Source organism: Herpetosiphonaceae bacterium, assembly GCA_036374795.1.
Taxonomy (GTDB): Bacteria; Chloroflexota; Chloroflexia; order Chloroflexales; family Kallotenuaceae; genus LB3-1.
Map to the genome: position 1 here is coordinate 14,795 of DASUTC010000184.1, position 25,340 is coordinate 40,134.

Below are 25,340 nucleotides of genomic sequence, written 5' to 3' on the forward strand. Positions count from 1 at the left end.
GCCTTAGCTATGCAGCATTCTCACTTGTCCGCCTTGTGGAGGCGCTAACCACGCCAAGCGAGGAATGCTATATGTACATCGCCAAATGATATAAGGTCGAGCTTTGGTATTGAGAGTCAACTATTGATTCTCGTCTCTGGGTTACTGAGCAACATCATCATATTTTCGTTGATGTTGAAGCCGCCTTATGCGCAACAGATTGTTCACTAGGTTCTGTTGACATTTCAGCGCAACCAGATCAAGACGCTCGTGAACTGGATGAACCCGAGATAGCGGCGAGCGAGCTTGTCGAACCGCGAGAAGACTCGCCGAACATGTTTGAGCTTGCTGAAAAACCATTCGACCAGGTGGCGCTCCCGATACCACCAGCGATCATAGTCCCGTTGCTCTTTGGCGCGCTGGTGCGGGGGGATCACCACCTCGGCTCCGCTTGCCAGCACAATATCGATCACTGCCTGTCCAGCGTAGCCCCGATCCGCCATCACCCGATCAACCGTCAGGCCGTCCAGCAATCTGGCGGCGTATGGGCTATCGTGCCGTTGCCCTGCCGTCAGATGGATGCGCAACGGGTTGCCCAAGCCATCGACCACGACATGAATCTTGGTGCTGAACCCACCGCGACTTCGGCCCAGCGCCTGCTCATCTGCCGTACCGTTTTTGTTCAGCACCCGCAGCACAGGCATGGGCGCGGACAATCGTGCTGTCCACGATCCCATGCTCCATAGCGGGGTCGTCGGCGAAATGGGCCAACATCCGCGCCCACACGCCCTGATCGCACCAGCGCGCAAACCGCTTATAGACCGTATTCCAGTTGCCGTACGCGCCGGGGAGCAAGCGCCATTGCGCGCCACTCCGGTCAATCCAGAGGACCGCTTCGACAAAGCGTCGGCACTCCTGCTCGTCCCGGCCGAGATAGACGTTCGGGTCGCTGCGGAGAAACGCCCGCATTTTTGTCCATTGATCATCGCTCAAGTGGATGGTCGTCATACACTGAGCGTACCAAACCTTGTCCAAATGTCAACAGAACCTAGCTACTTTCTCCAAATAATTCCGTCTTAGCATCCTTATTTCCTAGGTCAGCAGCACGCTGGAAATCGGCTCGTGCCGCTTCAGCCTCTTTTCTTTGCTTGTAAATCATGCCACGGTTGTAGTAGGCGAAGGCATAGTTGGAGTTGAGTTCAATGGCACGAGTGAAGTCTGCGATAGCTAGCTCATATTCGCCTCTCATCCGGTAGGTTGCACCGCGACCAGCGTAGGCGAAGGCATACTCGGGGTCGAGTTCAATAACACGAGTGAAGTCTGCAATGGCTAGCTCATAGCCGCCTCTCATCCGGTAGATTTCTCCTCGCTCGGCAGAGGCAAAAACAAACTCGGGGTCGAGTTCAATAGCACGAGTATGGCATGGGCGCAAGCAGCAACCGGAGTCACCACAGGTTGTCCGCCCTCCGGCAACCTGTGGACCCGACTCATAGGTGCTCGGTGAAACATTATCGTCCTACACTCGGCACCCACACCCGTTCGAGCGCCTGCACCCGCGCCCACGTCAGCGGATCGCCCAGGAGCGCGAATGTGCGCAGCATGTCCTAGCAGCACTGCGACTACGACGTTGGTGTTATGCTTGCCCACGTCGGGCGAGAGGCATAGCATCACGGGACCATGTAGGGTACAATACCGCTGTACCATCGAGGAAGCAGTAGAGGGTGTATGGATCTTCTCTCACGCATCACAATCAATCCCGAGCAGTGCGGCGGGCGTCCCTGCATTCGCGGCATGCGCATCCGGGTTTCCGACGTACTGGCGCTCTTCGCCGCCGAGTTGTCGGCCAATCAAATCCTCGAAGAGATGCCGGACCTCGAACCTGAGGATCTCCAGGCATGTCTGCAATATGCAGCGCAGCAGATCGATCATCCAGTGCTGCGCGCGGCATGATCTTCTGGATTGACGCACAACTATCGCCACAGCTCGCGTCCTGGCTGGCGCAGCGTTTCGGCGTGACGGCATTCGCCGTCCGCGACCTTGGACTGCGCGACGCAACTGACCGCGCAATCTTCGATGCAGCCCGCGCCGCGGGTGCCGTGGTGATTTCCAAGGATCGTGATTTTCCTGAGCTGCTGGCACGCGTCGGTCCGCCGCCCCAAGTCATCTGGGTGACGTGCGGGAACACCTCAAACGCCCGCATGCGACAGATCTTCGAGATCCTCTTTCCGCAGGCGTTGACACTGCTGCAAGGCGGCGATGCCCTGGTGGAGATTGCCGACCTCTCATGAACCGTGAGCATACGCTCATCGACACTCGACGACTCTAGACGCCTGTGGATGAGGTGGCACTAGCCGTCCTGTGGGCCGCTCCACTTAAACACCTCTTCCGCTGACTGAACAGGATTGCTTAGCAATGGACCTTGGCATCTATCTCAACCTATTTAAGGTCAATTTCGAGGACACGCCAGTTGATCTGATGGTGGCACCGCGTGGTAACTTGCCCGCTCTCCGCGAGCTACGTACAACCCTTCAGTCACGATCGTTCCAGGCAGATGTCTATCAAGTAGGCAATCAGGTCTATGGTTATGGTGCGAATCAGAGCATGCTTGAGGAGTCACGTACTGCTCCCTGAAGGAAGCAGCTTGCACCTACACCCGCAGGTGTGGCGCGATTGGCTGCGTGACAGACAGCCCGCCAGGATCAGATCTACCGATCCTGGCCTGGTACTTGGCAGCGATAGTATAGGAAGCGTTCACATCCGCATGCAGGTCGTACCCGCACTGTCGACATCTAAACCACCCGCGGGCACGCCGGTTGGTGCGGGCCTGGTGCCCGCAGCCGGGTACCCGCTGGGTGCAGGTTTGCGAGGTAGGTCGCGGATCGACCGCGACCACCCTACAACCACGTGCTGCTGCTTTGTACGTGAGGAAGTGCCGAAGTTGCGCGTAGGACCAGCCGTGCATCCGCCGTCGTTGTTCGCGTCCGCGTTGCTTGGTGCGCTGGCGAATGTGGGTCAGGTTTTCGACCACGATCGTGCTGCCGTCCGGCGCCGACTACACGATCTGGTTACTCAGGACGTGATCGCAATCACGCCGGAAGCGGGCTTGTTTGTGGCGCATCCGGCGCAGGTATCGCTTGGCGCTTTTCGTGCCGCGTTGTTGCCGTTTGCGGCGCAGGTAGAAGTACCGCCCTTCAACCGCTTTCCAGCGGCGCGTGCCAAGAAACTGGCGATTGGACGTGACCGCGGGTTGTGCCAGCCCAAGATCCACGCCGATCACGGTATCGTTCGGCTGCACAGCGGGTGCAGGAATCGTCACCACGACGTGCAACCACCAGCCACCGTCACGCAGGATCAGATCGGCGCTCTCCGTTTCACAGCCGATGTACGGCCGCGCATAGTCTGGCACGGTCAACGGGATGCGTTGCCGTCCGGCAACCGTCGCCAGATTGACGATCTGTGCTTGCCAGTCCACGTGGTAGGTATGCACGTTGTAGCGCGGCGCACACCCCCACGAGCGCGGTTGCGAGACCGTCCGTGCGGGGTCTTTGGCAAGCTGCAAGGCGCTGGCAACGGCTTCGGTGGCTTCGCCCTAAGGGCACCCGCGCGCTTGAATGTGCAAGTCGCTGACCAGATCGGGATACTGCGCTTTGAGGGGGTAGTACAGCGCGTGGTGCAACGTCACGCCGTTTTTGATGCGTTCCTGCCAGCCATAGGCGGCAACCGCGTTGAACACGTCCGTAAACTGACGGCGCGTTTCCAGCAGGGCGTTCGCCTGTTCGGGTGTTGGCTGCAATGTGATGCGGATCGTGCGGTGCAGAGCATCGCTTACCATATATTCGGAGTTTTTGCAACATTGAAAAGAGAGAGGACGCTTCCTCTGTCGCCTTTAGGCGACAGTCCCCGCGTCCGTTTTTCTATGGGCTTAGAATTCAGCCATAAGAACCGAATCTGCCCCCGATGATCACCTTGCCATCCGCTTGCAGCGCGATGGCGGAGACGCGGTCACCGTCGTTCATGCTCGTCGTAAACGCCGTATCGAGGGTGCCGTCGGCATGGGTGGGGCCACGAATCACAGAACCAGCCGGTCAGGATGACCCCGTTGTTGGGTCGGGTCCGTCCCAGGGAGCGCGGAGGATCGGGTGATGATGTACAGCCGTGGGGGGCGGCGCCGCGAGGCCGAGCGCCAGCAAGCGTGTGATACCCCAGTGATGGGGGTGGATAGCGTGCGAGTCGCGTATAGCAGGAGGGACCGACCCACCTAGTCCTCTTATCTGCCGTCCGCTTGGATGGGTCGATGTGTCGGAAAGGACCAGACAGCACGGCCTGGCCGCTCGTGCTGCGGGGGAGGAGGTTCTCCCTACGGGCGTCATGCCGCCCTCGCACTACCACCAACCGCCTCCTGTTGGCAAGACATGCGCACCACGGGTGACACCGCTCGGCGTGAAGGAGCAGGCTTCAGGCATGTGAGAGGAACCAGGGCAACTGCGGGGGAGAACCCACCGATGCTTGGCCCATGACCCCGGTGGAGTGCGTAAGCTCCATGGTGCCTTGGCTGTGGGAGCGGTGCTCCTCCTCAGCGGAGCTAGAGCAGGCGGTCGTGGACGAAAAGACCAAACCGGCTGATGTCCTCGACCAGGCGTTGACGGATCTCCGGTTGTACCGCGCGCAGTGGAAGCGCATCCTCGCGACGACGCTCTCCTTCCTCGAAGTGCAGGCCGGTGACGAGCGGCTGTACACGATCGGCGTCACGCAGCGCGCGGTCGAAGAGCGCGTGGCCGAGATCGGCCAGGAACTCCGGGCCGTCACCGGCGACGTGGCGATCCGGGTGCTGGGCACGTGGCCGCAGCGAGGGAATGTGGAACGCTACTTCAAGCATCGCTACCGGGCGCACCAGCAGCGGCCGGGCAGCTTGACAGAATATTTCGCGTTCGACGACGCAGCACTGGTCCTGCGGGATCTGCGCCGGATGACGGCCAAGGATCTCCCGCCGCTGGAGCGGGCGATCCTCGCCGATGAACCCAGCGCCATCCAGCAGCCGCTGGCGCTGAAGCCGCGGCCCGTACGCTGGAGCAGCAAGCCTGCGAACAGTCGGCGGCGATCGTGGCCGGGATGGAGCAGGCGCGACAGCGGGGCGTGCATGTCGGGCGGCCAGCGGGTGGGGAGGCGGTGGAAGCGTTCTTAGCAAAGGCGACGAGTCAGCGGGGGCTGGCGGTGCTCAGGGAGCAGCCTGGGCGCTCGATCCGCCAGGTGGCGCAGGCGGCGAAGGTGGCGATCACTACCGTGCGGAAGGTGGTCGCGGTGGTGGAGTATTGGTTTGAGTGATACCGATAATAGTTGTTCTCCCCCATCGCCCCACCCCGTTCGTGCGTTTGGAGCACCACACGGTTCGCCACGCCTGCGTGGACCTCCACTTGACCGTCGCGTGACCTTGCGCTAGGATACCCATGCTCCCACCCCCCTCCGTTGCATCAGGAGGCCACTATGCGTCATGGACGTTCGCGCTGTTTGTTCGTGCTCGTGCTCGGTTTCGCCCTGGCGTTCGGTACGGGACCGTCGGCGCAGGCGGCACGCCCGGCCCCAGCTCCCGGTGGTCCCACCTTCCAACCGCTCGACGTCGGCTGTGAGATCATCGCGTCCGATCCCTATCGGTGGGGTAGTCTGGTGCGCGGGCGCGCCACCGTCACCTGTGCCCAAACGTCCGCGTGGATCGAAGTCACCGTCACGATCAGCGGCGCGTCGGGCGACGCGACCATTACCAATGTCTGTAGCAACACCACGACCTGCACCGCCATCGCCGACATTAGCTATAGCCCAGGGTCCTGGACGACCTACGGGGAGGGATCGGGGCTCAGCTCTTGGAGCGAGACGGACACGTCGAACACGGTGGAACTCTAGTGTCCGGTGAGCACGCCGTTCCGCAGTAGGACGACCGTTCCGCATCCGCCGACAGCACGGCATCGAAGAAGCTCCGATGCCGTGCTGTCGCTCGCTCCGTGGTCCACCGCCTGACGATTCACCACAAGCCTTGCCGGGAGTAGCGCACGGCCAGCGTCTCGTCAGGGAACCCCATGCACTCACCCTGCTCAATCACGGGACGCCTGGACGACCTCACCCATCACCTGCCAAAACTGGAAATGGAACAGCATAGCTGGCGCTCCTCCTCTATCACCCCTGCCGGAACTCGGCGAGACGGAGGGCGGGCCGGAGGGAACCATGCTGTTTCCTCCGGCGGCTTACAGCCTGGGTGCTGGCCTCACCGCGTGTCAAGGGCTGCGCAAGCGCGGGGAACGCCCGCGCCCTTGACGCGCTTGTTGATTCTATTCGCCACGATCTTCTGTGTTGTGGAGCTTGCACACAACAATCCACTACTTACTTTTGCGTATCACCGACCATCACCTCTCGGACGTTATGAGCTTTGCCCACAACATACCACGAGGCGCTAGGATGCTCGTTGCAGCGCCGCAGTGCAGCTCGGGCAGAGGCCAGGCGCACCTTGCAGGATCAGCGGCTCACCGCAGTGGGCGCAGATCCGCCCTAAGCTCGCAGCACGGCTCCGACAGCGGCCACAGTCGTCATATTGGAAGAAAGCTACCCGAAGTGCATCGTTGCCGAGCGCCCGCCCGCAGAGCGTCGTCGCTGCGCTATCCGGCAGTGTCAAATGCACCTTCTTGCCGCTGCCGATCCGCACCGGCTGCACCAGCTTGCGCCAGGCCGGGCGATCCGGCGCGGCTAGCGGCGCGGGCTGTGGGCTTGCCGGTTCTTGTGATGCCTTGATCGGCGTTGTCGGCGTTTCAGCCGCCGCCTGGTCAACGCGGCCTAAGTATTGGGTATGCGTCACGCCGTGCTCGTCGCGCCAGCGGAAATAGCGATAGGGCCGTAGGTCTTGCGTCCCCGACGAACCATGCGCTCCTCGAACCAGCCGCGCCCACTGCGCTTCCAGGCGGCTAGTTCGGTCGTCACCGCACCAAACTCCTGCCAGATCTGCTGGGCGGCGGTGGTGTCGGTATCTTCGAGCAGCACGGCGGCCAGCTTGAGCGCGGCCTGCGCTGCTTGCAGGCGGGCGCGCTGGACAGGATGCCGGAGGGCTGGTTCTCGGCAGGGGTCTGCTCGACGAGGGCCAGCCGTTCTAGGTCAGCGCGGGGCGCTGCGCTGACCTGGTCAAACGGCATTGCCATGACATTATGCTCGCGCATGCGACACCTGCTGTGGTCTACTGACCTACCTTGTTATTTTTTGTTCCCTTCTGCCTGCTGCCCGTACAATCGAACGTAGATTTTCCAGACATCTTCTGCGTAGCCCTGTTCGTGCGGATTATTCTTCTTCGCGACGGCCTTGACCAGAGCTTCGATGCTCGGCATGGGCTTCTTGGCGCGTTCCTGATTGACCCACTCCGTGATGACAGGCATGGAGAGTGCCGTGCCACCGTTGGACTCGACGACCTGCTCAATGCGGGCAGCTAGATTGTTTGGCATGTTCATGACCGCCTTACGTTGCCATGCCGCCCTATGCTCGCCCCAGGTACTTGGTCTTCTGATATACGCTTTGAGGCTACCTTCGCCCAATCCGAGTCGTTCGGCTGTTGGAATCGTGGCGCTTCCCTTGCCGTGTGCTCTTAGCCTAGTGATGGTCGCTTTGAGCGCGACCGCCCGAAACATCATCTTGACATCATCGTTGCTCAAACCGGTATCCGATAGAGCCTGAGCATGGTCCTTGATGAAGTCGTCCGGTTGTTTTGTTGATTTATCGACCAACCTGAGCAGCGTGTTGACCGCCCTGCATCGTTCGTTGGCTGCATCGAGTTCTGCCTTCGTCAATGGGGGGGTTGCCTTGTTCCACAGCTCCTTATATTTTCTGAGATGGTCAGCAGCGTGCTCCATAGTGACCTGGGTGGTTGCTGCCATGCTGGCAGGAACGCCAGCGACCGTGTCTAGATCTGACTCCCGTACCTTGGGCGTATGCCCACCAGCGTTGGTTTCCTTGATACCGATGCACCAAGCGATGCGCGTTACCAATTCATCGACGGCTGATTGTGGTTTTTTGGAGGATTGAGAGTTTGGAGCGTGTGTAGGTTGAGTACTCCTACGTGGGGCAGCTTGAGATCTTCCAGCGGTAGAAGCTTGAGGTTGTCTGGGGGTAGGAGCTTGGGGTCTTCCTACACGAAGTCGCTTTGCCATCCTGTCCCAGTACGCATCAGGCTTCTGCCGCTGCACATACTGGTTCCCATGAATCTGCTGCATCCGTTGGATCGCGGCATGTTGTTGCGGCTGGTGGAGACGCTGAAGCGGCGCGGACTCGATGATGAGCGGTACCTCCGCATGCCTCAGCTCACGCTCCAGCGCATGATCTGCTGGTCCGACCTCCTGGGCACCACTCCGCGTTGGTGTCTGCTGCTGGATCGATGGACTTTGCTGCTCCACACTCATGCTGACCCTCGTGTAGGCGAATCTCCGTCGAAGGGTGCTCCCCGATCCGACGTGCTCCGTACCGCGATACGCAGGGGGATGTTTACCATACGCTACAGCCGGGCGCGCGTCAATAGGGTGATCCTCCCTATCCAGTCCTCTATCATCACGACCAGGCAGATGAAGAGCGATTGAGCCTGCCATGCTGCTGTCACCCGCCGATACCCAGTCACACCAGCGCGTAGCACTGTCGGCCAGCGCCCGCAGCTCGTCGAGCGCGGCGGGCGTGGCGATCGTGCGACCTGTGGGAGCGGTGACGGTGGAGCTCTGCTCGGCCTCGACCGTGACGGCGTACCCTGCCTGCTCAAGCTGCCGGATGGGACGTTCTTCGAGGTCGGCGGGTTATGGAGTGTAGCATGGTCTGCCATAGCGCGCTGGTCGAACGTAACGCTGTTCATCGCCTTGGATGACAATACCATCCTTCGCCGACGCGACCATCATGACCTGGCCGTGCATGCGCGCTGCCCATGCCTGCCCCTCGCTGGGCGCATCAGTCATCATCGGGATCGACGACGGACAGCAGCGTGTACCGTCGTCCCAGGTGTGGTGCTGGCCCAATGGTTTGGAGTTGGCGGAGCGCCTGGGCATGCACTGCGAACACACTGAACCCGTGCTGCGTGACCCCCTGCGTGATCACGACTCCTGTATCGAGGCTGACGGCGACCGCGCGGATCTGCTCCGTGGTCGCATAGCCATAGATCAGCAGGTCCTGCCCGATGCGCGTCGTCGCATAGGATACCGGCTCGGAGCGCATCGGCTGCTCAATATTTGCACTGGTCACGCTCCATCCACCCCGCCGCAGGGTGGTCAGCGCATACCCAAACTCCACCTGGGGTGCCCGACCTCCCTGCTGCAGCGTGTAGTGATAGACGACTAGCATGCCCGCCGACGTGCGCTGCTGCCCCACGACCTGAAACCCAGCAATGGCCCCACGATTGTTCAGCATCGTGCGGACCGCCGTTTCCGGGGTAAGGGCCACGGCTCCGACCCGGAGCTGCATGGCATGCCCATCCTGCATGCTGAGCAGGACGAGGGACACTCCCAGACTGGCGAACAGCACCAGGCTACTCATGACGATCAGGATCGCTCGACGCACCATCACAGTGCCCCTCATCTCCCATCGTTCGGGTGCCGTGGCAGGATCGCACCCCTGGAATCAGCATGCAGGCGCAGGACGAGCTGAGGCGTGCCGCACCCTCAGCTCGTCCCCGAAGCGGCGTGGATTCGGTTACAACACCAGCTAGCCAAAGGGCCGGGCACTGGACCACCCAATATAGGAAACATGGGCATAGGTATTGCCGACCATAGCATTCAGCCCTGGATACCAGGCCGCGTAGTTATCCGTGAGGGGGAGGTTATAGCCGCGCGACTGGGTGATCACGTTATTCACCACACTATCTATGCGCTCCCACGTGACACCACTCGTCGCCGAGATCTTGGCGCGGTTCCGCATGTTGCGGATCTCACACGTCGCAAAGATATCGTAGGCGACTTCGTACGAGATGCGGATCGAATTGACGTTGTTCGGGTCGCTCAGATAGCTGCCGCCTTTCAGCCGACCATAATATAACGAGCAGGTCGCAGCCGGGCGCACAGCATACGCACGGGTCTGCTGCTGCTCCCTGCGCACGCTTGCGGCGAGGTGGGCGACGGCGTCGCGGTCGCGTGCCGGGTTCCTGGTGAGCACCCCATAGTGCTGGATTCGGGCCTGTTGTGCCTCGCCGTACGTCATTTCGCGGGTGAAAATCACCGATCCGGGTGGGCAGGGCCGCTGATTGTGCGGCACGGCGTCCCAGACCATACCCTGCGACTCCACGGTCTTATCCTCGGCCACGACGACCCGTGTTGTCAGGGTGGGTTCTGCGGTGGAGGCGGGGAGGCGGGGCTGCGCCGTAACAGGAACGACGCTCAACGAAAACGTTGTCCCAAGTAGGATCATCACACCGATCAATTGGCGTCGCATCGACGGTCTCCTCGTGCATAGATGATACCTCATACGGGACGGCACCGGGCGCGGGGAACGCCATCGTACGTGGACCATGGGGGGAAACCGACGAGATGCGTGGCGGTATGTTCTGCTACGTGTCTCCCTGTCCTCGTGCGGTCGGGACGGCACATCGCGACCTGCTGAGCAGCGGGAGGAAACGACACCGGGGGGAGCAGAAGTATACACCAAAGGATGACACGCTGGCAACTCCCAGTCGCAGGCATGAACGGGCAAGCGCCGCTGCAAAGCCACGCACACGAGCGCGATCTCCGCTGGTTAGCGCCGGATCGCAGCGTTTGGTTGTGAGACTCCCGGTTTTGGGTTCGCGGCGCAGGAGCGTGCGCGCACGATGTCGCAGGACCGGCATAGGCTGCGGAACGTCGCCCCTGCGCACGGGCTGGCCCGCTCATCGCGATCGCACCGCCTGGCTGAGTCACGAACGACTCGATGAGCGTGGTTCCGCTGTCGGCAGGCGGCTCAAAGCCGAGGGGGAGCACACCATTTCCAGCACGATCCGCAACCGGTCCCCATGGGACACAACGCTGGTATGTGTCTGGGTGGCACCTGCGCATCGACAAACATCGAGCTTAACACCCCCAGTCCTCGCTTGCAGCGATCATCAAAACGACCTAAAATAGCGTATGCAAATGATAATTTTCAAAAGCTATTTCTGCATTATGGACCCATGCCAATGACCGATCGCGTGCTGCCCGATCTCCCGCCCGCCGATCTCGCCGGGACCGGCATCGCCGGTCCCGATCCGCTGGCTCTCTATCTCGCGACCCTTGCGCCGTCGAGTCAGCGCACGGTGATCCGCAGCCTGAAGGCGATTGCCCGGCTTCTGGGCGTGCCCTACCAGGCGGTGCCCTGGCGCGCGCTGCGCTACCCGCATGTGGTCGCCATCCGCGCCCAGCTCCTGGACCGCGATCTTGCTCCGGCGACGATCAACGTCGCGCTAGCCGCTCTGCGCGGGATTGCCCGCGAGGCGTGGAAGCTCCAGCTCCTCAGCGCCGAAGAGCTGGCCCGCATCACCAGTGTGAAAGGCGCGCGGGGCACGCGCCTCCCCGCCGGGCGCTCGGTCAGCCGGGGCGAGCTGGCGGCGCTCCTCGCGGCGTGTGCGGCGGATCAAACCCCCGCTGGGATTCGGGACGGGGCGCTGATTGCGGTGCTGTATGCCGGGGGCTTACGCCGCGCCGAGCTGGCCGGGCTGACGATCGGGGATTGGACGGCGGAGACGGCCGAGCTACGCATCCGGCACGGCAAAGGAAAGAAGCAGCGCCGGATCTATCTCGTCGTCGGCGCTGCCCAGGCGCTGGCGGATTGGATCGGGGTGCGGGGTACGTGGCCGGGACCACTGTTTGTCGCGATTAATAAAGGGGGACGGCTGGGCAGGCAGCAGCTCACGGCGCAGGCGGTCTACAATGTGCTCCAGAAGCGTGCCCAGGCTGCCGGGATCACCGAGCTGTCACCGCACGATTTGCGGCGGACCTTCGTCGGGGATCTGCTGGACGCCGGGGCGGATATCGCCACGGTGCAGCAGCTGGCGGGGCATGCCAACGTGCAGACCACGGCGCGGTATGACCGGCGCGGGGAAGCTGCCAAACGCAAGGCGATCGATCTCCTCCATGTCCCGTACACCCAGCGCCACCGATAGCTCACGACCTAGAATGATCGGTGCCAACTCTACGCCCAGAAAACGTCCTACGGCATCCCTCAGAGGGTTCCTCCGCTCCGACGGCTACCTCGACTGCTGATAGTCCGGTGCGAGGCCAAGCTGCTTGAACGTCTCCTTAATCGTCAGATCGATCACCTCCGGCGCGATGCCGTCGGGCGCGTTAGCCTCGATGACGAGTCGCAGCGAGACGCGCGCCCCTTGATTCTTCAAAGGCACGATCACCCCCGTCGTAATTTTCGAGAGCTGCGCAAGATCAACATTGCTCACATCGATCGTCAAGAGGCGCGGCTTTTCGTGCCGGGTACGCGATGGACGCACCAGCTCCACACCCTGAAGCTGCTCCATCCGACTCGCGTTGAGCCCATCCATGCCGCCTGTCGGCTCGTCCCCATCGATCGCGATCTGGAACAGCCCCTGCTCCATGCCTCGCTTTAGCGCAGCGCTGAGCACCTGCCGCCCCTCGATCGGGCGCGGGGCATCGTGCTGCACAAGCGCGGCCCAGAGATCGTCGCGCCGTCGCCGCGCACTTCCTGAGGGCCAGATCGATGGTTCGACCAGCAACTCAACGGGAATCTCCCCCACCGGGTCCGTCCGTGGAACAAGATGCTCGCGCGCGTAGGCCGCCGTCACGATCCACGATGTGGGCGCAATCTCGATTGTGATCTGCGGATTATGCGTCCCAACGCGCCCATTGGCGCTCTCGACGGGCAGACCTTGCTCGTCGCCAACGGCATAGCCGAGCAAGCCCTCGCGGCAGCCGCGATCGATCGCGTCGATCACCACCTGCTTGTCGGCCAGCATCGGCAGATAGGGGAACTGCACAAAGGCTTCCCAGAGCTTCTGCGTTGACATCGCCTCGGCATGCTTCGGCCAGATCCCAAAATGATTGCTTGCCAGCAGCGATGGCGCAAGCGCATCCAGGTAGCGATCCTTGGCAGTAAGCACCGCTGTGCTGCGCAGCCGTTGGCGTACATGCGCTCAGGCGTGCGGTGCCGCAGCCACACTCCAGGCATGGGCAATCTCACGCGCGCCGATGGGCCGGACCTGATCGGCGCGGAGCGATACGACGGCCAGGGTCTGGCCGTTCAAGGCCACAAATTCGACTTCGTAGCCCGCACCGCCGCCGTGGACCAGCACGACGGTGCCGACATCACCGGCGACCAGATCATAGTCCGGCAGATCTTCGGTCAGCACAACGCTGGAACGTTCGTCCATCATCGTATCCTCCTCACGCGGGATACGCGGTGACAAGCCGCGGGATCGTCTCGCCTGTTTCAATAAACCATACCACACGCACCAGCGGTCCTCGGCCATCCGGGGCTACGAGCGGCCCAGCGACGACGTAGCGTGTGCCAAAGGGCGACGGTTCGACCTGCTGCACCTCATGATCGCGCGCATGTTGGCGCAACGCCGTTGCCAGGATCTCCCACTGCGCCGGCACGAAGCCGAAGCGCATAAAGAAGCGCGCCTTGCTCTGGCCGTCGCGGTGGCTGAGCGACAGCAGGTACGCGGTAATCTTTTGTTGCGGCACGAGCGTCCAGCGTGGAGATGGTGGGATGTACCGGGGTGGTGTGCGCAACGTTCACAACCACGAGCTGGGCCGGGATCTCGGTGCCGCCGATCTCGACGGCAGGCCAGGTGGCCTGGTCTGTGCCCACGACGGTGATGCGGACGCCGGTGGAGGACTGAATGAGCTGCGCTTGGACAGGCTCGGCGGTGATCGTGGGGTTGGGGCTGCTCAGGGTAAGCGTAGCACTGACCAGGACGATGCATGTGATGTGCTGCATGCGTGTGGTATCCTTCATTAACCAACCACAGCGACCGACCGGAGCACGGTCCCGCCGCCGACTCAGCGTCCGGCTGCAACCTTCTCCGCTGGATCGCGTATCTGTGCCGTGACGATTCCCCCAGCTCGACACGGCTCCCATGCACCGACCCTGGAGCCATCCCTGCGGCACGACCATCCGGGCATCCTGCCACCGTCTTGAAAGCGCAGGATGCGGGGAATCCGTCGGTGGTTTGAGAAGCTAAGATTATCGGTATCATTGATTCGCTCGGACGAAGGAGACGCATTGCGATGGATACGACGAGTATTGCCCACTTCTTGCGCGCCATTGCCTGGTTGTTGTTCGCCTTGTTCCTGTTAGGGCTGGCTACGCTCTCCATGGGGTCGCTCCTCGGTGTGATCATTCTGGTGGTTGCGTGTGGCGCGGCCCTCCAAGGCATGGTGGTGGTCTGGTCCACCACAAAGAACTCGTAGCACCACGATCATCGAGCGAGCATCCCTCTTTGGACTCCCTGCTGCGGGCCAGCGGAGCCTCGGACGCCGCGCGTGTCCCGTGCGTTCGGCGCGGAGCGGCCCGCGTACCACGCGGCAGCGGGGCGCGTGGCACGGCTGAGGCGCGTCCCGGTGCTGGCACCATCCTCGCACACCAGCACTACCCTTGAACAGCAGAAAACGCTTGCCACCTGATGCGCCGATGATGGGCCTCCCCCGCTGCCAGCAGGAGGGCGAACCGCCTGCACCCCAAGCGAACGCCAGTGAGCGCCGCCCTGGGCGCTGGGTGACGGCGGCAACGAGCCTGCCCCCGGCAGGCGCAGGAGCCCAAAGTCCGCGCCGTAGGGCGGCCCGTCTGCTCCAGCGCGCCATCCTGGTCACCTCCGTCTCCGCATGCCGGCTCTCGTCACCAAAAAAGGTGACGAGAGCCGGGCATGGTACAACGTTTATGGCGTACCCAGGTACAGATCATCGACATAGGCCGTGCCAGCGGCGTGATCTTGTACCTGAACGATCAAACTGGTGTTGGACCCGGTGTTGAACGCGAACGAGCAGGGCGTCCAGGTGCTGGTTGCGTCACAGGCCGTTGTGCCGATATAGCCCCATGTGCCGTTGTACACCACGATCTGCACCCGGCCCGACCCTTTGAGCCAGAAGCGGGCGACATAGTCCGTGTTGGTCGGAACGTCTGTGACCGCCTGGTACGGGCCGGTGCCGGAGCCATACGGCTGCGTCGTCGACATCACGAAGGCCCAGTTCCCCGTATGGGTCTTGCCCGCGCCGGGTTGACCGATCGACCAGCTGCTCCCGACCGCGTTCCAGTTGGCATTTCCACTTTCGAGGCCGGGGTTGGTGAGCTGATTCCTATCCCTCGGTGGGCCCAGGTAGAGATCATCGAGATAGGCCGTGCCAGCGCCGTGATCTTGCATTTGGATGATCAGGCCGGTGTTGGACCCGGTGTTGAACGCGAACGAGCAGGGCGTCCAGGTGCTGGTTGCGTTACAGTGCGCACCGCCGATATACTCCCACCCGTCGTTGTTCACAGTCATCCTGACATTGCCCGAGCCTTTGAGCCAGAAGCTGGCGACATAGTCCGTGTTGCGAGGGACCACGCCGATCTGCTGGTATGGGCCGGTGCCGGAGCCATACGGCTGCGTCGTCGACATCACGAAGGCGGCGCTGCCCCCGGAGGTGTTGCCCGCGCCGGGTTGACCAATCGACCAGCTGCCCCCAAGCGCGTTCCAGCCAGCCGTTCCGCTTTCGAGGTCAGGGTTGCTCAGATCATTGAGCGAGGGCGGCGTCGGGTTCGGTGGGGTGTAGTACCGCACATAGTCGATAAAGTATTGCATCGGGAACCGGCTGTTCGCATCAGGGGCGCCGGGCCAATGACCACCGATCGCGAGGTTAAGGAGGAGAAAGTGGGGCTGCCGCAGTTCGCTCTGCTCGGCGGTGCTGATATTCAGCGTGTAGTAGTGCAGCCCATCCATGAACCAGCGAATGTGGGTGGCATCCCGCTCAATCGCAAAGGTGTGATACCCATCGGCGAAGATCCCCGCGGGCAACGTGTACGATCCGCCTCTGCTGATATGCGCGGTGTTACAGCCTTCGAGATCGGTGCTCCAATGGGCCGCGGCATGGACTTGGTTATCGCGATTATCGCCGCCCACCAATTCCATGATATCGATTTCCCCATTGTTCGGCCAGCAGCCGTTGTGGGGTCCCATCGTCCAGAAGGCCGGCCAGGCACCCTTACTGTAGGGCAGCTTGGCCCGCATCTCGATGCGCCCGTCGCCGAAGAACCGTTTCCCGTTGGTATGCAGGCTCGCCGACGTGTACGCGTAGCCGGCGTAGGATTCTGGGTGCCCCTCGATCAGCAGCTGGCCTTGCTCGATGCGGGCGTTCTTCGGGCGCTCAGTGTAATATTGTAGTTCCCCATTCTCTGGACGTGGACGAGGAGGCTCGTAGCTCCAGGTGGATAAGTCGATGGTCGGGCCATTGAATTCGTCGCTCCACGCCAACGTCCAGCCAGTTTGGGCGAGGGGGGCACCGGAGGCGGTCTGCATCAAGCTCGCTGCGCCACCGCCCCCGAACACCACGGCCACCAGCAGACACACCTGACGGAGTGCTCGTGCCTGGGTACCCATATCTCCTCCTTCTTGAACCGAGTCGGATGCAGAGGACTGATATCCTGCACCACACAGCGGCTAGCAAGAACGTAACCATCGCAGAATTCTGGTCCAAAACACCGGTTTGAAGGAGCGCATCAGAGGAAACGCAGCTAGGGTGGAACATCCACGCATCTCCGGTTGGCGCGGTCACGGGATGACCGAAAGGTTGAATCCCATGGGTACATCCGCTGGGTCAGGCTGTCATCGCGACGTGTCATCTCACTCCTGATGGGAGGAGTCGTGACCCAACCTCATGCACGGCTGCGGGCCAGCGCAGCCTCAGCCGCCGAACCTGCTTCGTGCGGCTGGCGCGGAGCGGCCCGCGTACCACGCGGCAGCCTGGGCGCGTGGCACGGCTAAGGCGCTTCCCGGTGTCGGCACCATCCTCGCACACCAGCACTACCCCGGAACAGCAGAAAACGCTTGACACCTGATGCGCCGATGCCGGGCCTCCCCCGCTGCCAGCAGGAGGGCGAACCGCCCGAATGCCAAGCGAACGCCAGTGAGCGCCGCCCTGGGCGCTGGACGACGGCGGCAACGAGTGTGAGCATAGCGAACGCGCAGTAGCCCAAAGCCCGCGCAGCAGGTGTGGAGCAGGGGGAGATCTAGACTATGTCACGCGCCGATCCTACCATAGACGATCCGCTGTTGCGGGCAACGGCGACGAGTTGAACCGAGTCGGCCTACCGCCGATCTCCATCGTGGGCGAGGTGGTCACGCCTGCTCCCGCAAATGGAAGGCAGACGCTGGTTGCACCCTGGGCGATCTCCATCTTTTGTGCGCCCGACTGGGCGGTGAGCGTGGCGGTGGGGCTGCTCAGGACAATCTCAATGATGAATAGCAGGATGACATTGATACGATGCATAGCTGTGTTTGAGAAATCATGGGTATCGGTAATCAGGGTCCTCGTCATGCGCAGCCCAAGAGCGGAGTCAGGGGCGTTCACCGACGTAATTCCCGACAGCTAGGAGTGTATGCAGCAAGCACCCCTGCCCACGGGATCTTTGGCCTATTTATCCTCCACGGCCCATCCTCCCCCAGGACTTCCGTACTATATCGCATTTGTTTAAAAGTGTTACTCTATTCCGCAGGGAATCCTCTCCGTCCATCCACCTGCACCGATCTACACACACCGGCGTGCCGTTTCACCATGCCTACCGGCCTCAGCCCGCCTGAGAAGTTGGCCCACCACGCCGCGTGCTGTCGCACCATTCTTGACACCACTCGATCACGCGACCACCTATCGGCTCCATGATCTGACGCGTGCGCCGGTCGTACGTGGGGAGGAGGAGCCATCCAGAACAAACACCTGCGCTGTGCTCGCGCAATCAACGGATTGGCGTGCCGATCGCACATCCATTGTGAGTGTTCCCGTTTGGAACCTTCCGTGGTCGGCGTGGGCCGACGACGAAATCCATGCTCCATGGCCTGGTTCTCGGAGCGTATCACCTATCTTTGGAGGAGTACGATGTTCCATCCACTATCCCCATCCAGGCGTGCCGTTCTGAAGCAGCGGACACGCATCGTGCCGCTCATCCTGCTCATCCTCCTCGGACTGAGCTTCCTCGGTCCACGCCTGCCAGCACGTCCCGCCCAGGCGGCACCGTGGTCACTGACGGCTGCCCAACGCCGGGCCTACCTCCAGTACTATGCGCCCGTCATCCTCAAGCGCGGCGATGAAAATGACGGCAAAGCGGGCCGCGACTGGCTCACCAACTATGACTTCGACCAGGATCACAACTTTGCCACCAATCGCGTCAACTGGCGCAATATCAATCAGTATGTGGCCGCGGCCACGAGCGGCTCCGGCAGCTATAGCCACTGGCGCATTCGCCCCACGCTCTACAGCAGCCTGATCGAGTACATGGATGGGAGCAGCAAGTCGCTGGTCATGCTGTATCATGTCTATAACGCCGCCGATAAAGATGGCAGCCAGATCCACGACTGGGAGCGCGTAGAAATCGCGGTGCGCGGCGTCACCGGCACGCCGGGTAGCAGCGGCGAGGTGGTTAATCATGTGACCGTCACGCATCATCACGATCATATCATCCGCCGCTCCTACGATGCGGGTCTAAATTTTATGTCGAACACGACCGGCAAGCATGTGTTGATCTGGCAAGCCGATGAAAGCGACTCGACGGTGTGTGGCACCTATGGGCATGAACTGCGCTTTGTCAAGAATTCCTATAGCTCCATTGCCGGTCAGTCCTCCTTCGCAAATGCCGAAGTGAATGTCAGCGGCAAAGACGAAGCGAAGAATGTCCACTATGTGTTTGTGCCGGACGGATCATCCGCCGCCGTCAGTAGCTGGAGCGCCAAAGCGCTGAGCTATGCGACCGCTGGGAGTCTCGCCAGCCGCGTCGATAACGAGAACACCGTGGACTGGTATCAGGTGAAGCGCCTGACCTATGAGCTTCAGGATCTGGCCGATATTTTCCCGACCCACTGGCAGCACAGTGCCTGGTCCACCCATTGGCTGTCGAGTGAGTCGGAAGACGTCTTGTTGGAAAGCCCTATTATCAACGAGGCCGGGCAGGCCGAGGTGAGCACGGGGCTGCAACGCTTTTATACCAAATCGCGGGACAACGGGAAGTCCGACTTAACCGATGGACGCGAGGGCATTCCCGAGAAAGATTGGTTCTACGGGGACTACGCGGTTGAACTGGACGAGGACTGTCCGTCTGGATCGAAGGAATTCGACGGCTACTCGGGGCAAGGACTGGACAGCTACGGACGCAGCCGTGGCGCGGCCAGCGGCTACTACACCTCGCATAACGCCTATTGGTGGCAACACGATTTCTTTGCTCACTCAGGACCGCTGGTGGATGCTGAGAACCGGGAGTCCGGGACCTGGCTCGTCGGCGCATGGTACACGGCAGCCAACGGCGGCTTCGATGGGCGGTGGGTCCAACTCTTCGACGATCGACCGGGGTCTGAGGCTACTCTGCCACTCCAGCCGACGGCGACACCACGACCGACGGCCACGCCAGGACCGACGGCCACGCCAGGACCGACGGCGACACCACGACCGACGGCGACACGGGAACCCATCACCTGCCCTCCCGAGTGTCGCTAATCGTTGCTCCGCCACTCTTTGGCTCGGTGCAGACGCGGCTGGAAAGGAAACCGTTACGTGGCTTGCCTGCCGAGCGCATCGTGTGCGACTTACACGATGCGCTCGGTCAACGTTGTCTCACCAAAGGGGCTCTTCGCCAAAGTTCGTGACATTGAACATACGTCAGCGCCACGGGCATTTTTTGAACACCATCAGCCTCGATCAGCGCTCGTGGTGCATCGCTCGATCACACAGATTGGCGAAGAGCCCCCATGATATGAGGAGGTTTGATCATTAAGAACATCAACGAGTTCATCGCATCTCCTTTCGAGAGGACTACGCACACAGAAATAGGTCGTTGCGTACCGACTGCCAGTACTACCGATCGGGCTGGCACGAACACATGAATGAACTGCTGCGGGCCAGCGCAGCCTCAGCCGCCGAACCTGCTTCGTGCGGCTGGCGCGGAGCGGCCCGCGTACCACGCGGAAGCGGGGGCGCGTGGCACGGCTAAGGCGCTTCCCGGTGTCGGCACCATCCTCGCACACCAGCACTACCCCGGAACAGCAGAAACCGCTTGACACGCCGCACCTCCGCCGGGACTCCCCCGCTGGGCGGGTGCGGGCCGCTCTCGGACCGAACCCCAGGCGGCCCCGCCCCCACGGGCGGACAGGCCGCGCAGCCCGGGGCGGTGGGGCCAGCCGGGCACCGGGCCTGCTTCGCAGGGCTGGTAGGCGCGGGACCACCGTCGCAGGGGCACAGCGGGGATGGCACAGGATGCTCCATGCACCCGCAGATCCAAATGTCGGTCGCCTGACAATCACACCGCTCCCGCCATCCCCAGCCCCATGACCGCGGCGAGGGGTGAGCGCCACGCCCAGGCGTGGCAGCGGAGATCGCCCTTCCAGAACCACCTGTGCCACGCCCCTTTGGCGCTGGCACATCTCCGCCGTGCGTACCCCTTGTGGTACCATGGCGGTAGGATCGACGGTGTCAGCACTGCGTTGCGAAACCACCGGATCGGCATGATCGAGCTGGAGCGGCACCGCCATCCTGAGCGATTCGCGTCTCCATGCTGTGGCAGCACGGTCGGCACCTGGCCCGCCAGCAGCGATCCGTTCCGGTCTGCTCGCTGCCGCGCCGGTGCGGGTGATGATCAGCCGCGGGTCGTCACTCGCATCGACCGCCCCGGCGCTGCCCCTGGGATGCCGCGGCACATTGGTCGTGTCCGTTGAACGTGAACGAGGAGCGAACACCATGATCGCTGCTGGACGGAACATGATCGTCGTCACGGGAGCCACCGGTCTTCAAGGCGGTGCCGTGACCCGTCATTTACTCAAGGATGGGTGGCAGGTCCGCGCCGTGACCCGCAACCCGGCGAGCCCGCGGGCGCTGGCGCTGGCGCGGCGTGGCGTTGACGTGGTCCAGGGCGATCTGGGTGAGGCCGCGTCCCTCCGGCCGCTCTTTGCGGGCGCCTACGGGGTCTATAGTGTGCAAAACCCCTTCATCAGTGGACCGGAAGCCGAGGTGCGGCAGGGCAAGACGGTCGCTGAGGTGGCGAAAGCCAGCGGGGTGCAGCATCTCGTCTATGGGTCTGCCGGAATCGCGAGGACGAGCACCGGCATCCCCTCCTGGGAAACCAAACGGCAGATCGAGGAGCACCTGCACGCGCTCGCCCTGCCGCTGACGATCCTGCGTCCGATGGCCTTCATGGAGGTGATGACCGACCAGAAATTCTTCCCGGCCGTTGCGATCTGGCATGTTATGCCCAGGCTGATGGGAGCATCGCGCCCGGTCGGTTGGCTCTGCGTGGACGATCTTGGCGCGATTGCGGCACGCGCCTTTGCCGCCCCGGACCGGTTCGTTGGTCAGGATCTGGCGCTCGTGAGCGACGTGCAATCGCTCGCGCAGTGCCGCGCGCTCTATCGCGACGTGATGGGCACGGCGCCGCCGCACTTCCCGCTGCCGATCTGGCTGTTCCAGCGCTTCGGCTTCGTGGGGCGCGACCTGACCGCTATGTGGCGCTGGCTGCGCACGGCATCCTTTGACCTGGATACCGCACCGACCCTCGCCATCCATCCGGACGCGCTCACGGTGCGTGCGTGGCTGAGGAGGCAGAAGGCGGCGCGATCGGCAGCGCAGTGACATGGGCAGCGTCGCAGTTCCTACCTGTCCGCATCGACCTGCCGGACCTGACGCGCAGGCCGGGTGGTCGGCAGCCACCACGTGCGTGATTGCTGCGGGCCAGCGGAGCCTCGGACGCCGCGCGGGCCGCGTGCGTTCGGCGCGGAGCGGCCCGCGTACCGCCCGGTCGCAGAAGAGCAGCACGCGGGATGCGGAGAGCAGCATATAGTCCCGGTGGGCCAGCATGTTCACGCCGACCTCACGGATGACCGCCTGCGGGTACTCGTGGATCTCGACGCGCTCGAAGCCGCGCGCCGAGCGTCATGCCGTGGTGCGTGTTGCGCCAGAGCTACTCCTCGACGCGCTGGAGCTGGTCGAAGATCGTTCCCCGAATATTCTTCTCCAGGTGCAGCACCTCGAACGACACCGGCTCCATCCCCTGATCGTGGCCCAGGTCGACGACGGCGTTGGGGAACGTCGCCTGCGGATCGTGCCAAAGCACAGGATGCCCGCAAGCGTGGGGTACAATGCGTCCTCGACGCGCACAAGGCACGGCTTCTCGATCGGGTACTCCAGCGGATCGGCGGGTCCCTGGTAGCGGCCAAGCCGGGCTGCCTTGTCGCTATGCGCGGCCACGCTCTGGAGATCGAGCAGATCGGTGCCGGTCATGCGGATCGGCACCGCGTCCGTGCTGCGGAACCTGGGATGATCGAGAAATGGGGGGTCACTCATGTTGCCATTGCCTGCTCGCATGTGTGCCATCCGTATCTCGTAGTGTATTGCAACTCTGCCAGTCTGCGCTCCAGCGCCTGCTCCGCTTCCAGAGCGACGAGCGCAGGATCAGGGTGTTCCATCATCCTGCCGTCAGAGGAGCGTAGCGCAGATGTGGCGTTTCATCAAGGTATCCTGGTCCCGTTCGTGTGCCCCGCTCCTGCACCACACGCTGCTCAGCTTAGCCGTGACTCGTCGCGCGTAGGACGGACTCGGAACGACAGCGCTCATGATCCCAGGTCCTGGCTATCTGTCAAGGATTTATGGGCTGGCTGTTCGGCGTCGCCGTTGTGTGAGCTGTGAGCGAGCCGCTACCCCGCCTGTACCTCCGCCTCACGCACAGCCTCACACCCCTCACACGCGCACAGCGCATCATGAATCGAATCGGAGCTGCAGCGATAACGGTTTACCATCCAGATCTGAAAGCCTGGCAAGAGAACAGCACGTCCGATGGGGACGTGCCGTTGTTCGTGGGTCGGAACATGGCTCACGCGGCTTTCGCAAGGTGCTCCGTCGTTGGGTGTGGCACGATCGGCGGCGCCTCGTCCACCTTCGTGGCTGGGTCCGCAGCTGCCGCCGGTTCCGACAGCAGCGGCTCCACGTCGAGCCGGATCGCCTTGGCTTTCGCCGACCAGTCCCCGCCGCTCTTGCCGTCGAACAGGCGTCGGGCGATCTCCCGGTCGCTCAGGCGCTCCCCGGTGGCCTGGGCCTCGGCCAGCCACGCCGCGACCCGAATATGCGCCTCGGTCCAGCGCAGCGTCGCGGGAGCGGTCGTCGCCGGATCGGCGGTGTCGGCAGCGGGACCATCGCCGGTCGTGTCGTTGGGCCAGCGGCTCACGAGCGCGGCGATCCGGGCAGACCGGATCTGCTGGGTAATCTCCGGCGACCGCCCCAGGATCTCATGGCCGCCATCAATCCGGAGCACCGCGACGCCCTGCATGGCCTGCGGGATCGCCGCTGGCTCGTAGGTCGCCGGATCGTTCTTGATCTGGCGGCGGAGCGCGACGGACGAGAAGGCGCTCGATGTCAGGCGGAAGACTACCCGATTGCTGACGTTCGCCTGGATCTGACTGGTGAGCACCTCGGCGGTCGGATACTGCGTGGCGACGAAGAGCACGATACCGACCGCGCGGCCCATGCGGGCAACCGTCTCGATGGCATCGTGCTGATCGCTCGTGAAGTCCGCGATCTCGTCGGCGATCACCAGCAGCAGGGGCAGGCGCGGCGCGGCCTGCGCGTTGTACTCGTCGATATGGCGGGCATCGGCGGCGCGGAGCAGCGCCGTGCGCCGCTCCATCTCATCCAGGACGCGCTGGCAGCCCGCGCCGATCTGGGTGTTGGCGTAGAGGCGGGCGTGCGCAATCCGATCGCAGAAGCCGTAGTCGAGGCCGCCCTTGGCGTCCAGCACGACGAGCTGCGCGGTGGTCGGCCCCAGCTCGAGCGCGGCGAGCGCAAGATGCTGGAGCGCGTTGCCCTTGCCGCTGCCGGTGGTGCCGAACACCCCCCAGTGTCCGTCCTTGCCGATACGAATGCCGCGCCAGGTGTCGCTATCGAAGAGCAGCGGGATCATGCAGCGATCGGGGCGGGGCGGCGGGATCACGGCGGGCAAGCGCTGGATCGCTCGGACCGTAGCAGCACGCAGATCATTCGTTGCCGGGAGTGGCGGAGCGCCTGGTCGCGGGCTGGCCTGCGACATCACCGGCTGCGCTGCCACCAGCGGCTGGACCCCGGCAGATGGGCGGGACTCCGGTCGTGGGCGCGGCGCTGCCTGTCCGGCGCTGCCGCTCGTTGTCGCCAGCCGGGAGCGGCGGTACTGGCGCAGCTTCGTGAGCAGCATCGAGCTGCCGCCGACCAGAATCGCGATGACCACAATCCAGACGAGCATCACTTGCGCGGGATGGGGCGCTGACACGGGCATAGACACCTCTACTCGACGAGAATATGCTCAGGCATGATCGCTGCCACTAATACTACTGCAAGGCTGACCAGATATGCAACCCCCATCGCCAGCAGCGGCGGGACCACGCCCGCCAGGCTGCCGAAGATCGGGGCGTAGAGCACTGGCAGGAACGCGAAGAGAGTCGCGCCGCTGTCGACGAGCAGCGCGAGGAGATACTGCCAGCTCAGCCGACGCCGACGGTAGGCCCACTCGACCAGCGTGCAGACGAGCTGCACCGCCAGGCCGACGACGAGCGCCAGGGGCGCGATCGTCCAGCGCTGGAGATCCCAGCTGCGATGAAAGGTGGCCTCCCAGCCGCCGTTGAAGGCGACGACGGAGCCGACGAATGAGGTCAGCAGCAGGACCGCGCCGACCGTGCGCTCGATCCAGGGCTGGAACGCCTCAAAGGTTTCACCGCTGAAGACGGCGCTCGCTTTCCGCTGCTGTGGTACGGATGCATGCGACATGAGATGCCCTCCCTGTGCCTCTCACGATAGGTGCTACTCAAAATCCCACGCCTGCGCTGCCGCCGCGACCTGCTGCCTGATCGCCAGGACCTCCTGCGGATCGGGCAGGTCGGTGGGCATCGCGATGGTCGGTCCGAGATCGCCCGTGCCGAGCTTGCCGCTCGTCAGCAAGAAGCCCAGCAGCGCCCACTCGCCCAGCATGCGCGGGACAGGGCTGCCCTTCCCACGCTGTGTTACAGTGGCGAGCACGGCGCGCAGCTCAGCGAAGCGCGGATCGTCCTCGGGAATACTGGCGTAGAGTCGATCAGCTAGTGCGCGTTCTGCCATACATCCTCGCTCATGTCGCATATCTGCGTCATTCAGCCGCCATCGCCGAGAACGCCGGAGTCTGTCCGTCGCGCGAGATGGGCGATTCTGCCGATGCTGGTGCGCGAA

Annotated in this window: 27 protein-coding genes and 1 pseudogene; 10 read left to right on the forward strand and 18 right to left on the reverse strand. The window is 63.0% G+C overall.

Going from position 1 to position 25,340, the window contains the following annotated elements; translation table 11 throughout:
• Positions 1–224 precede the first annotated feature (224 nt).
• A pseudogene (locus VFZ66_13520) lies at positions 225–987 on the reverse strand (IS5 family transposase).
• Between the two features lie 40 nt (positions 988–1,027).
• The gene (locus VFZ66_13525) at positions 1,028–1,411 is read right to left on the reverse strand and encodes a tetratricopeptide repeat protein (protein HEX6290207.1); all 384 of its coding nucleotides are present in this window, start codon (positions 1,409–1,411) and stop codon (positions 1,028–1,030) included.
• A 293-nt stretch (positions 1,412–1,704) separates the two neighbouring features.
• On the opposite strand from VFZ66_13525, the gene VFZ66_13530 reads away from it, so the two are divergent.
• Both VFZ66_13530 and VFZ66_13535 read left to right on the forward strand, forming a co-directional pair.
• Positions 1,705–1,929 carry a DUF433 domain-containing protein gene (locus VFZ66_13530; protein HEX6290208.1) on the forward strand — a complete coding sequence of 75 codons (225 nt, stop codon included), beginning with the start codon at positions 1,705–1,707 and terminating at the stop codon, positions 1,927–1,929.
• Positions 1,926–2,267, forward strand: a complete 342-nt coding sequence (locus tag VFZ66_13535; protein ID HEX6290209.1) for a DUF5615 family PIN-like protein — start codon at positions 1,926–1,928, stop codon at positions 2,265–2,267. The genes VFZ66_13530 and VFZ66_13535 overlap by 4 nt, the downstream gene beginning before the upstream one ends.
• 764 nt (positions 2,268–3,031) lie before the next feature.
• Here the strand turns inward: VFZ66_13535 and VFZ66_13540 are convergent.
• Positions 3,032–3,451: a hypothetical protein gene (locus tag VFZ66_13540; protein ID HEX6290210.1), complete on the reverse strand. Its 420-nt coding sequence runs from the start codon at positions 3,449–3,451 to the stop codon at positions 3,032–3,034.
• Between the two features lie 117 nt (positions 3,452–3,568).
• Positions 3,569–3,811 carry a hypothetical protein gene (locus VFZ66_13545; GenBank protein HEX6290211.1) on the reverse strand — a complete coding sequence of 81 codons (243 nt, stop codon included), beginning with the start codon at positions 3,809–3,811 and terminating at the stop codon, positions 3,569–3,571.
• Positions 3,812–4,576: 765 nt separating this feature from the next.
• Between VFZ66_13545 and VFZ66_13550 the strand changes: the two genes are divergently transcribed.
• From VFZ66_13550 to VFZ66_13560, 3 genes are all read left to right on the forward strand, one after another.
• Positions 4,577–5,161 carry a hypothetical protein gene (locus VFZ66_13550; protein ID HEX6290212.1) on the forward strand — a complete coding sequence of 195 codons (585 nt, stop codon included), beginning with the start codon at positions 4,577–4,579 and terminating at the stop codon, positions 5,159–5,161.
• A complete protein-coding gene (locus VFZ66_13555; GenBank protein HEX6290213.1) occupies positions 5,146–5,301 on the forward strand; it encodes a hypothetical protein in 156 nt (51 codons plus the stop codon). Before VFZ66_13550 ends, VFZ66_13555 begins: the two co-directional genes overlap by 16 nt.
• A 159-nt stretch (positions 5,302–5,460) precedes the next feature.
• Positions 5,461–5,874 carry a hypothetical protein gene (locus tag VFZ66_13560; GenBank protein ID HEX6290214.1) on the forward strand — a complete coding sequence of 138 codons (414 nt, stop codon included), beginning with the start codon at positions 5,461–5,463 and terminating at the stop codon, positions 5,872–5,874.
• Between the two features lie 544 nt (positions 5,875–6,418).
• Here VFZ66_13560 and VFZ66_13565 read toward each other — a convergent pair.
• From VFZ66_13565 to VFZ66_13585, 5 genes are all read right to left on the reverse strand, one after another.
• Complete coding sequence (locus VFZ66_13565) at positions 6,419–6,817, reverse strand: hypothetical protein (GenBank protein ID HEX6290215.1); 399 nt, start codon at positions 6,815–6,817, stop codon at positions 6,419–6,421.
• Positions 6,814–6,999, reverse strand: a complete 186-nt coding sequence (locus VFZ66_13570; GenBank protein HEX6290216.1) for a hypothetical protein — start codon at positions 6,997–6,999, stop codon at positions 6,814–6,816. Before VFZ66_13570 ends, VFZ66_13565 begins: the two co-directional genes overlap by 4 nt.
• A gap of 206 nt (positions 7,000–7,205) precedes the next feature.
• The gene (locus VFZ66_13575; GenBank protein ID HEX6290217.1) at positions 7,206–8,402 is read right to left on the reverse strand and encodes a hypothetical protein; all 1,197 of its coding nucleotides are present in this window, start codon (positions 8,400–8,402) and stop codon (positions 7,206–7,208) included.
• A gap of 529 nt (positions 8,403–8,931) precedes the next feature.
• A complete protein-coding gene (locus VFZ66_13580; GenBank protein ID HEX6290218.1) occupies positions 8,932–9,543 on the reverse strand; it encodes a hypothetical protein in 612 nt (203 codons plus the stop codon).
• Positions 9,544–9,681: 138 nt separating this feature from the next.
• On the reverse strand, positions 9,682–10,404 hold the full coding sequence (locus VFZ66_13585; protein HEX6290219.1) for a hypothetical protein: 723 nt from the start codon (positions 10,402–10,404) through the stop codon (positions 9,682–9,684).
• 715 nt (positions 10,405–11,119) lie between these two features.
• Here VFZ66_13585 and VFZ66_13590 point away from each other — a divergent pair.
• Positions 11,120–12,082, forward strand: coding sequence for a tyrosine-type recombinase/integrase (locus tag VFZ66_13590; protein HEX6290220.1), 963 nt, complete (start codon positions 11,120–11,122; stop codon positions 12,080–12,082).
• A gap of 84 nt (positions 12,083–12,166) precedes the next feature.
• Here the strand turns inward: VFZ66_13590 and VFZ66_13595 are convergent, their stop codons facing one another.
• The 3 genes from VFZ66_13595 to VFZ66_13605 are packed head-to-tail and all read right to left on the reverse strand — an operon-like array spanning position 12,167 to position 13,634.
• A complete protein-coding gene (locus VFZ66_13595) occupies positions 12,167–13,048 on the reverse strand; it encodes a hypothetical protein (protein HEX6290221.1) in 882 nt (293 codons plus the stop codon).
• A gap of 33 nt (positions 13,049–13,081) precedes the next feature.
• Positions 13,082–13,321, reverse strand: coding sequence for a DUF4926 domain-containing protein (locus VFZ66_13600; GenBank protein HEX6290222.1), 240 nt, complete (start codon positions 13,319–13,321; stop codon positions 13,082–13,084).
• Between the two features lie 10 nt (positions 13,322–13,331).
• The gene (locus VFZ66_13605; GenBank protein ID HEX6290223.1) at positions 13,332–13,634 is read right to left on the reverse strand and encodes a hypothetical protein; all 303 of its coding nucleotides are present in this window, start codon (positions 13,632–13,634) and stop codon (positions 13,332–13,334) included.
• A gap of 11 nt (positions 13,635–13,645) precedes the next feature.
• Between VFZ66_13605 and VFZ66_13610 the strand changes: the two genes are divergently transcribed.
• Both VFZ66_13610 and VFZ66_13615 read left to right on the forward strand, forming a co-directional pair.
• Positions 13,646–13,792, forward strand: a complete 147-nt coding sequence (locus tag VFZ66_13610; GenBank protein HEX6290224.1) for a hypothetical protein — start codon at positions 13,646–13,648, stop codon at positions 13,790–13,792.
• 388 nt (positions 13,793–14,180) lie between these two features.
• Positions 14,181–14,363: a hypothetical protein gene (locus tag VFZ66_13615; GenBank protein HEX6290225.1), complete on the forward strand. Its 183-nt coding sequence runs from the start codon at positions 14,181–14,183 to the stop codon at positions 14,361–14,363.
• Between the two features lie 464 nt (positions 14,364–14,827).
• On the opposite strand, the gene VFZ66_13620 is transcribed toward VFZ66_13615, so the two are convergent.
• Both VFZ66_13620 and VFZ66_13625 read right to left on the reverse strand, forming a co-directional pair.
• A complete protein-coding gene (locus VFZ66_13620; GenBank protein ID HEX6290226.1) occupies positions 14,828–16,525 on the reverse strand; it encodes a family 16 glycosylhydrolase in 1,698 nt (565 codons plus the stop codon).
• A gap of 652 nt (positions 16,526–17,177) precedes the next feature.
• Positions 17,178–17,414: a hypothetical protein gene (locus tag VFZ66_13625; GenBank protein HEX6290227.1), complete on the reverse strand. Its 237-nt coding sequence runs from the start codon at positions 17,412–17,414 to the stop codon at positions 17,178–17,180.
• A 603-nt stretch (positions 17,415–18,017) separates the two neighbouring features.
• Between VFZ66_13625 and VFZ66_13630 the strand changes: the two genes are divergently transcribed.
• Both VFZ66_13630 and VFZ66_13635 read left to right on the forward strand, forming a co-directional pair.
• On the forward strand, positions 18,018–19,625 hold the full coding sequence (locus VFZ66_13630; GenBank protein ID HEX6290228.1) for a hypothetical protein: 1,608 nt from the start codon (positions 18,018–18,020) through the stop codon (positions 19,623–19,625).
• A 1,236-nt stretch (positions 19,626–20,861) separates the two neighbouring features.
• Positions 20,862–21,749, forward strand: coding sequence for an NmrA/HSCARG family protein (locus VFZ66_13635; GenBank protein HEX6290229.1), 888 nt, complete (start codon positions 20,862–20,864; stop codon positions 21,747–21,749).
• Positions 21,750–22,077: 328 nt separating this feature from the next.
• On the opposite strand, the gene VFZ66_13640 is transcribed toward VFZ66_13635, so the two are convergent.
• The 4 genes from VFZ66_13640 to VFZ66_13655 all read right to left on the reverse strand — a co-directional run bounded on the left by VFZ66_13640 (position 22,078) and on the right by VFZ66_13655 (position 25,232).
• On the reverse strand, positions 22,078–22,230 hold the full coding sequence (locus VFZ66_13640) for a hypothetical protein (GenBank protein ID HEX6290230.1): 153 nt from the start codon (positions 22,228–22,230) through the stop codon (positions 22,078–22,080).
• Between the two features lie 756 nt (positions 22,231–22,986).
• Complete coding sequence (locus VFZ66_13645; protein HEX6290231.1) at positions 22,987–24,417, reverse strand: FtsK/SpoIIIE domain-containing protein; 1,431 nt, start codon at positions 24,415–24,417, stop codon at positions 22,987–22,989.
• 8 nt (positions 24,418–24,425) lie between these two features.
• Positions 24,426–24,905, reverse strand: coding sequence for a hypothetical protein (locus VFZ66_13650; protein HEX6290232.1), 480 nt, complete (start codon positions 24,903–24,905; stop codon positions 24,426–24,428).
• Between the two features lie 33 nt (positions 24,906–24,938).
• Positions 24,939–25,232 (reverse strand): hypothetical protein, encoded by a 294-nt coding sequence (locus VFZ66_13655; protein HEX6290233.1) that lies wholly within the window; start codon positions 25,230–25,232, stop codon positions 24,939–24,941.
• Positions 25,233–25,340: the final 108 nt, after the last annotated feature.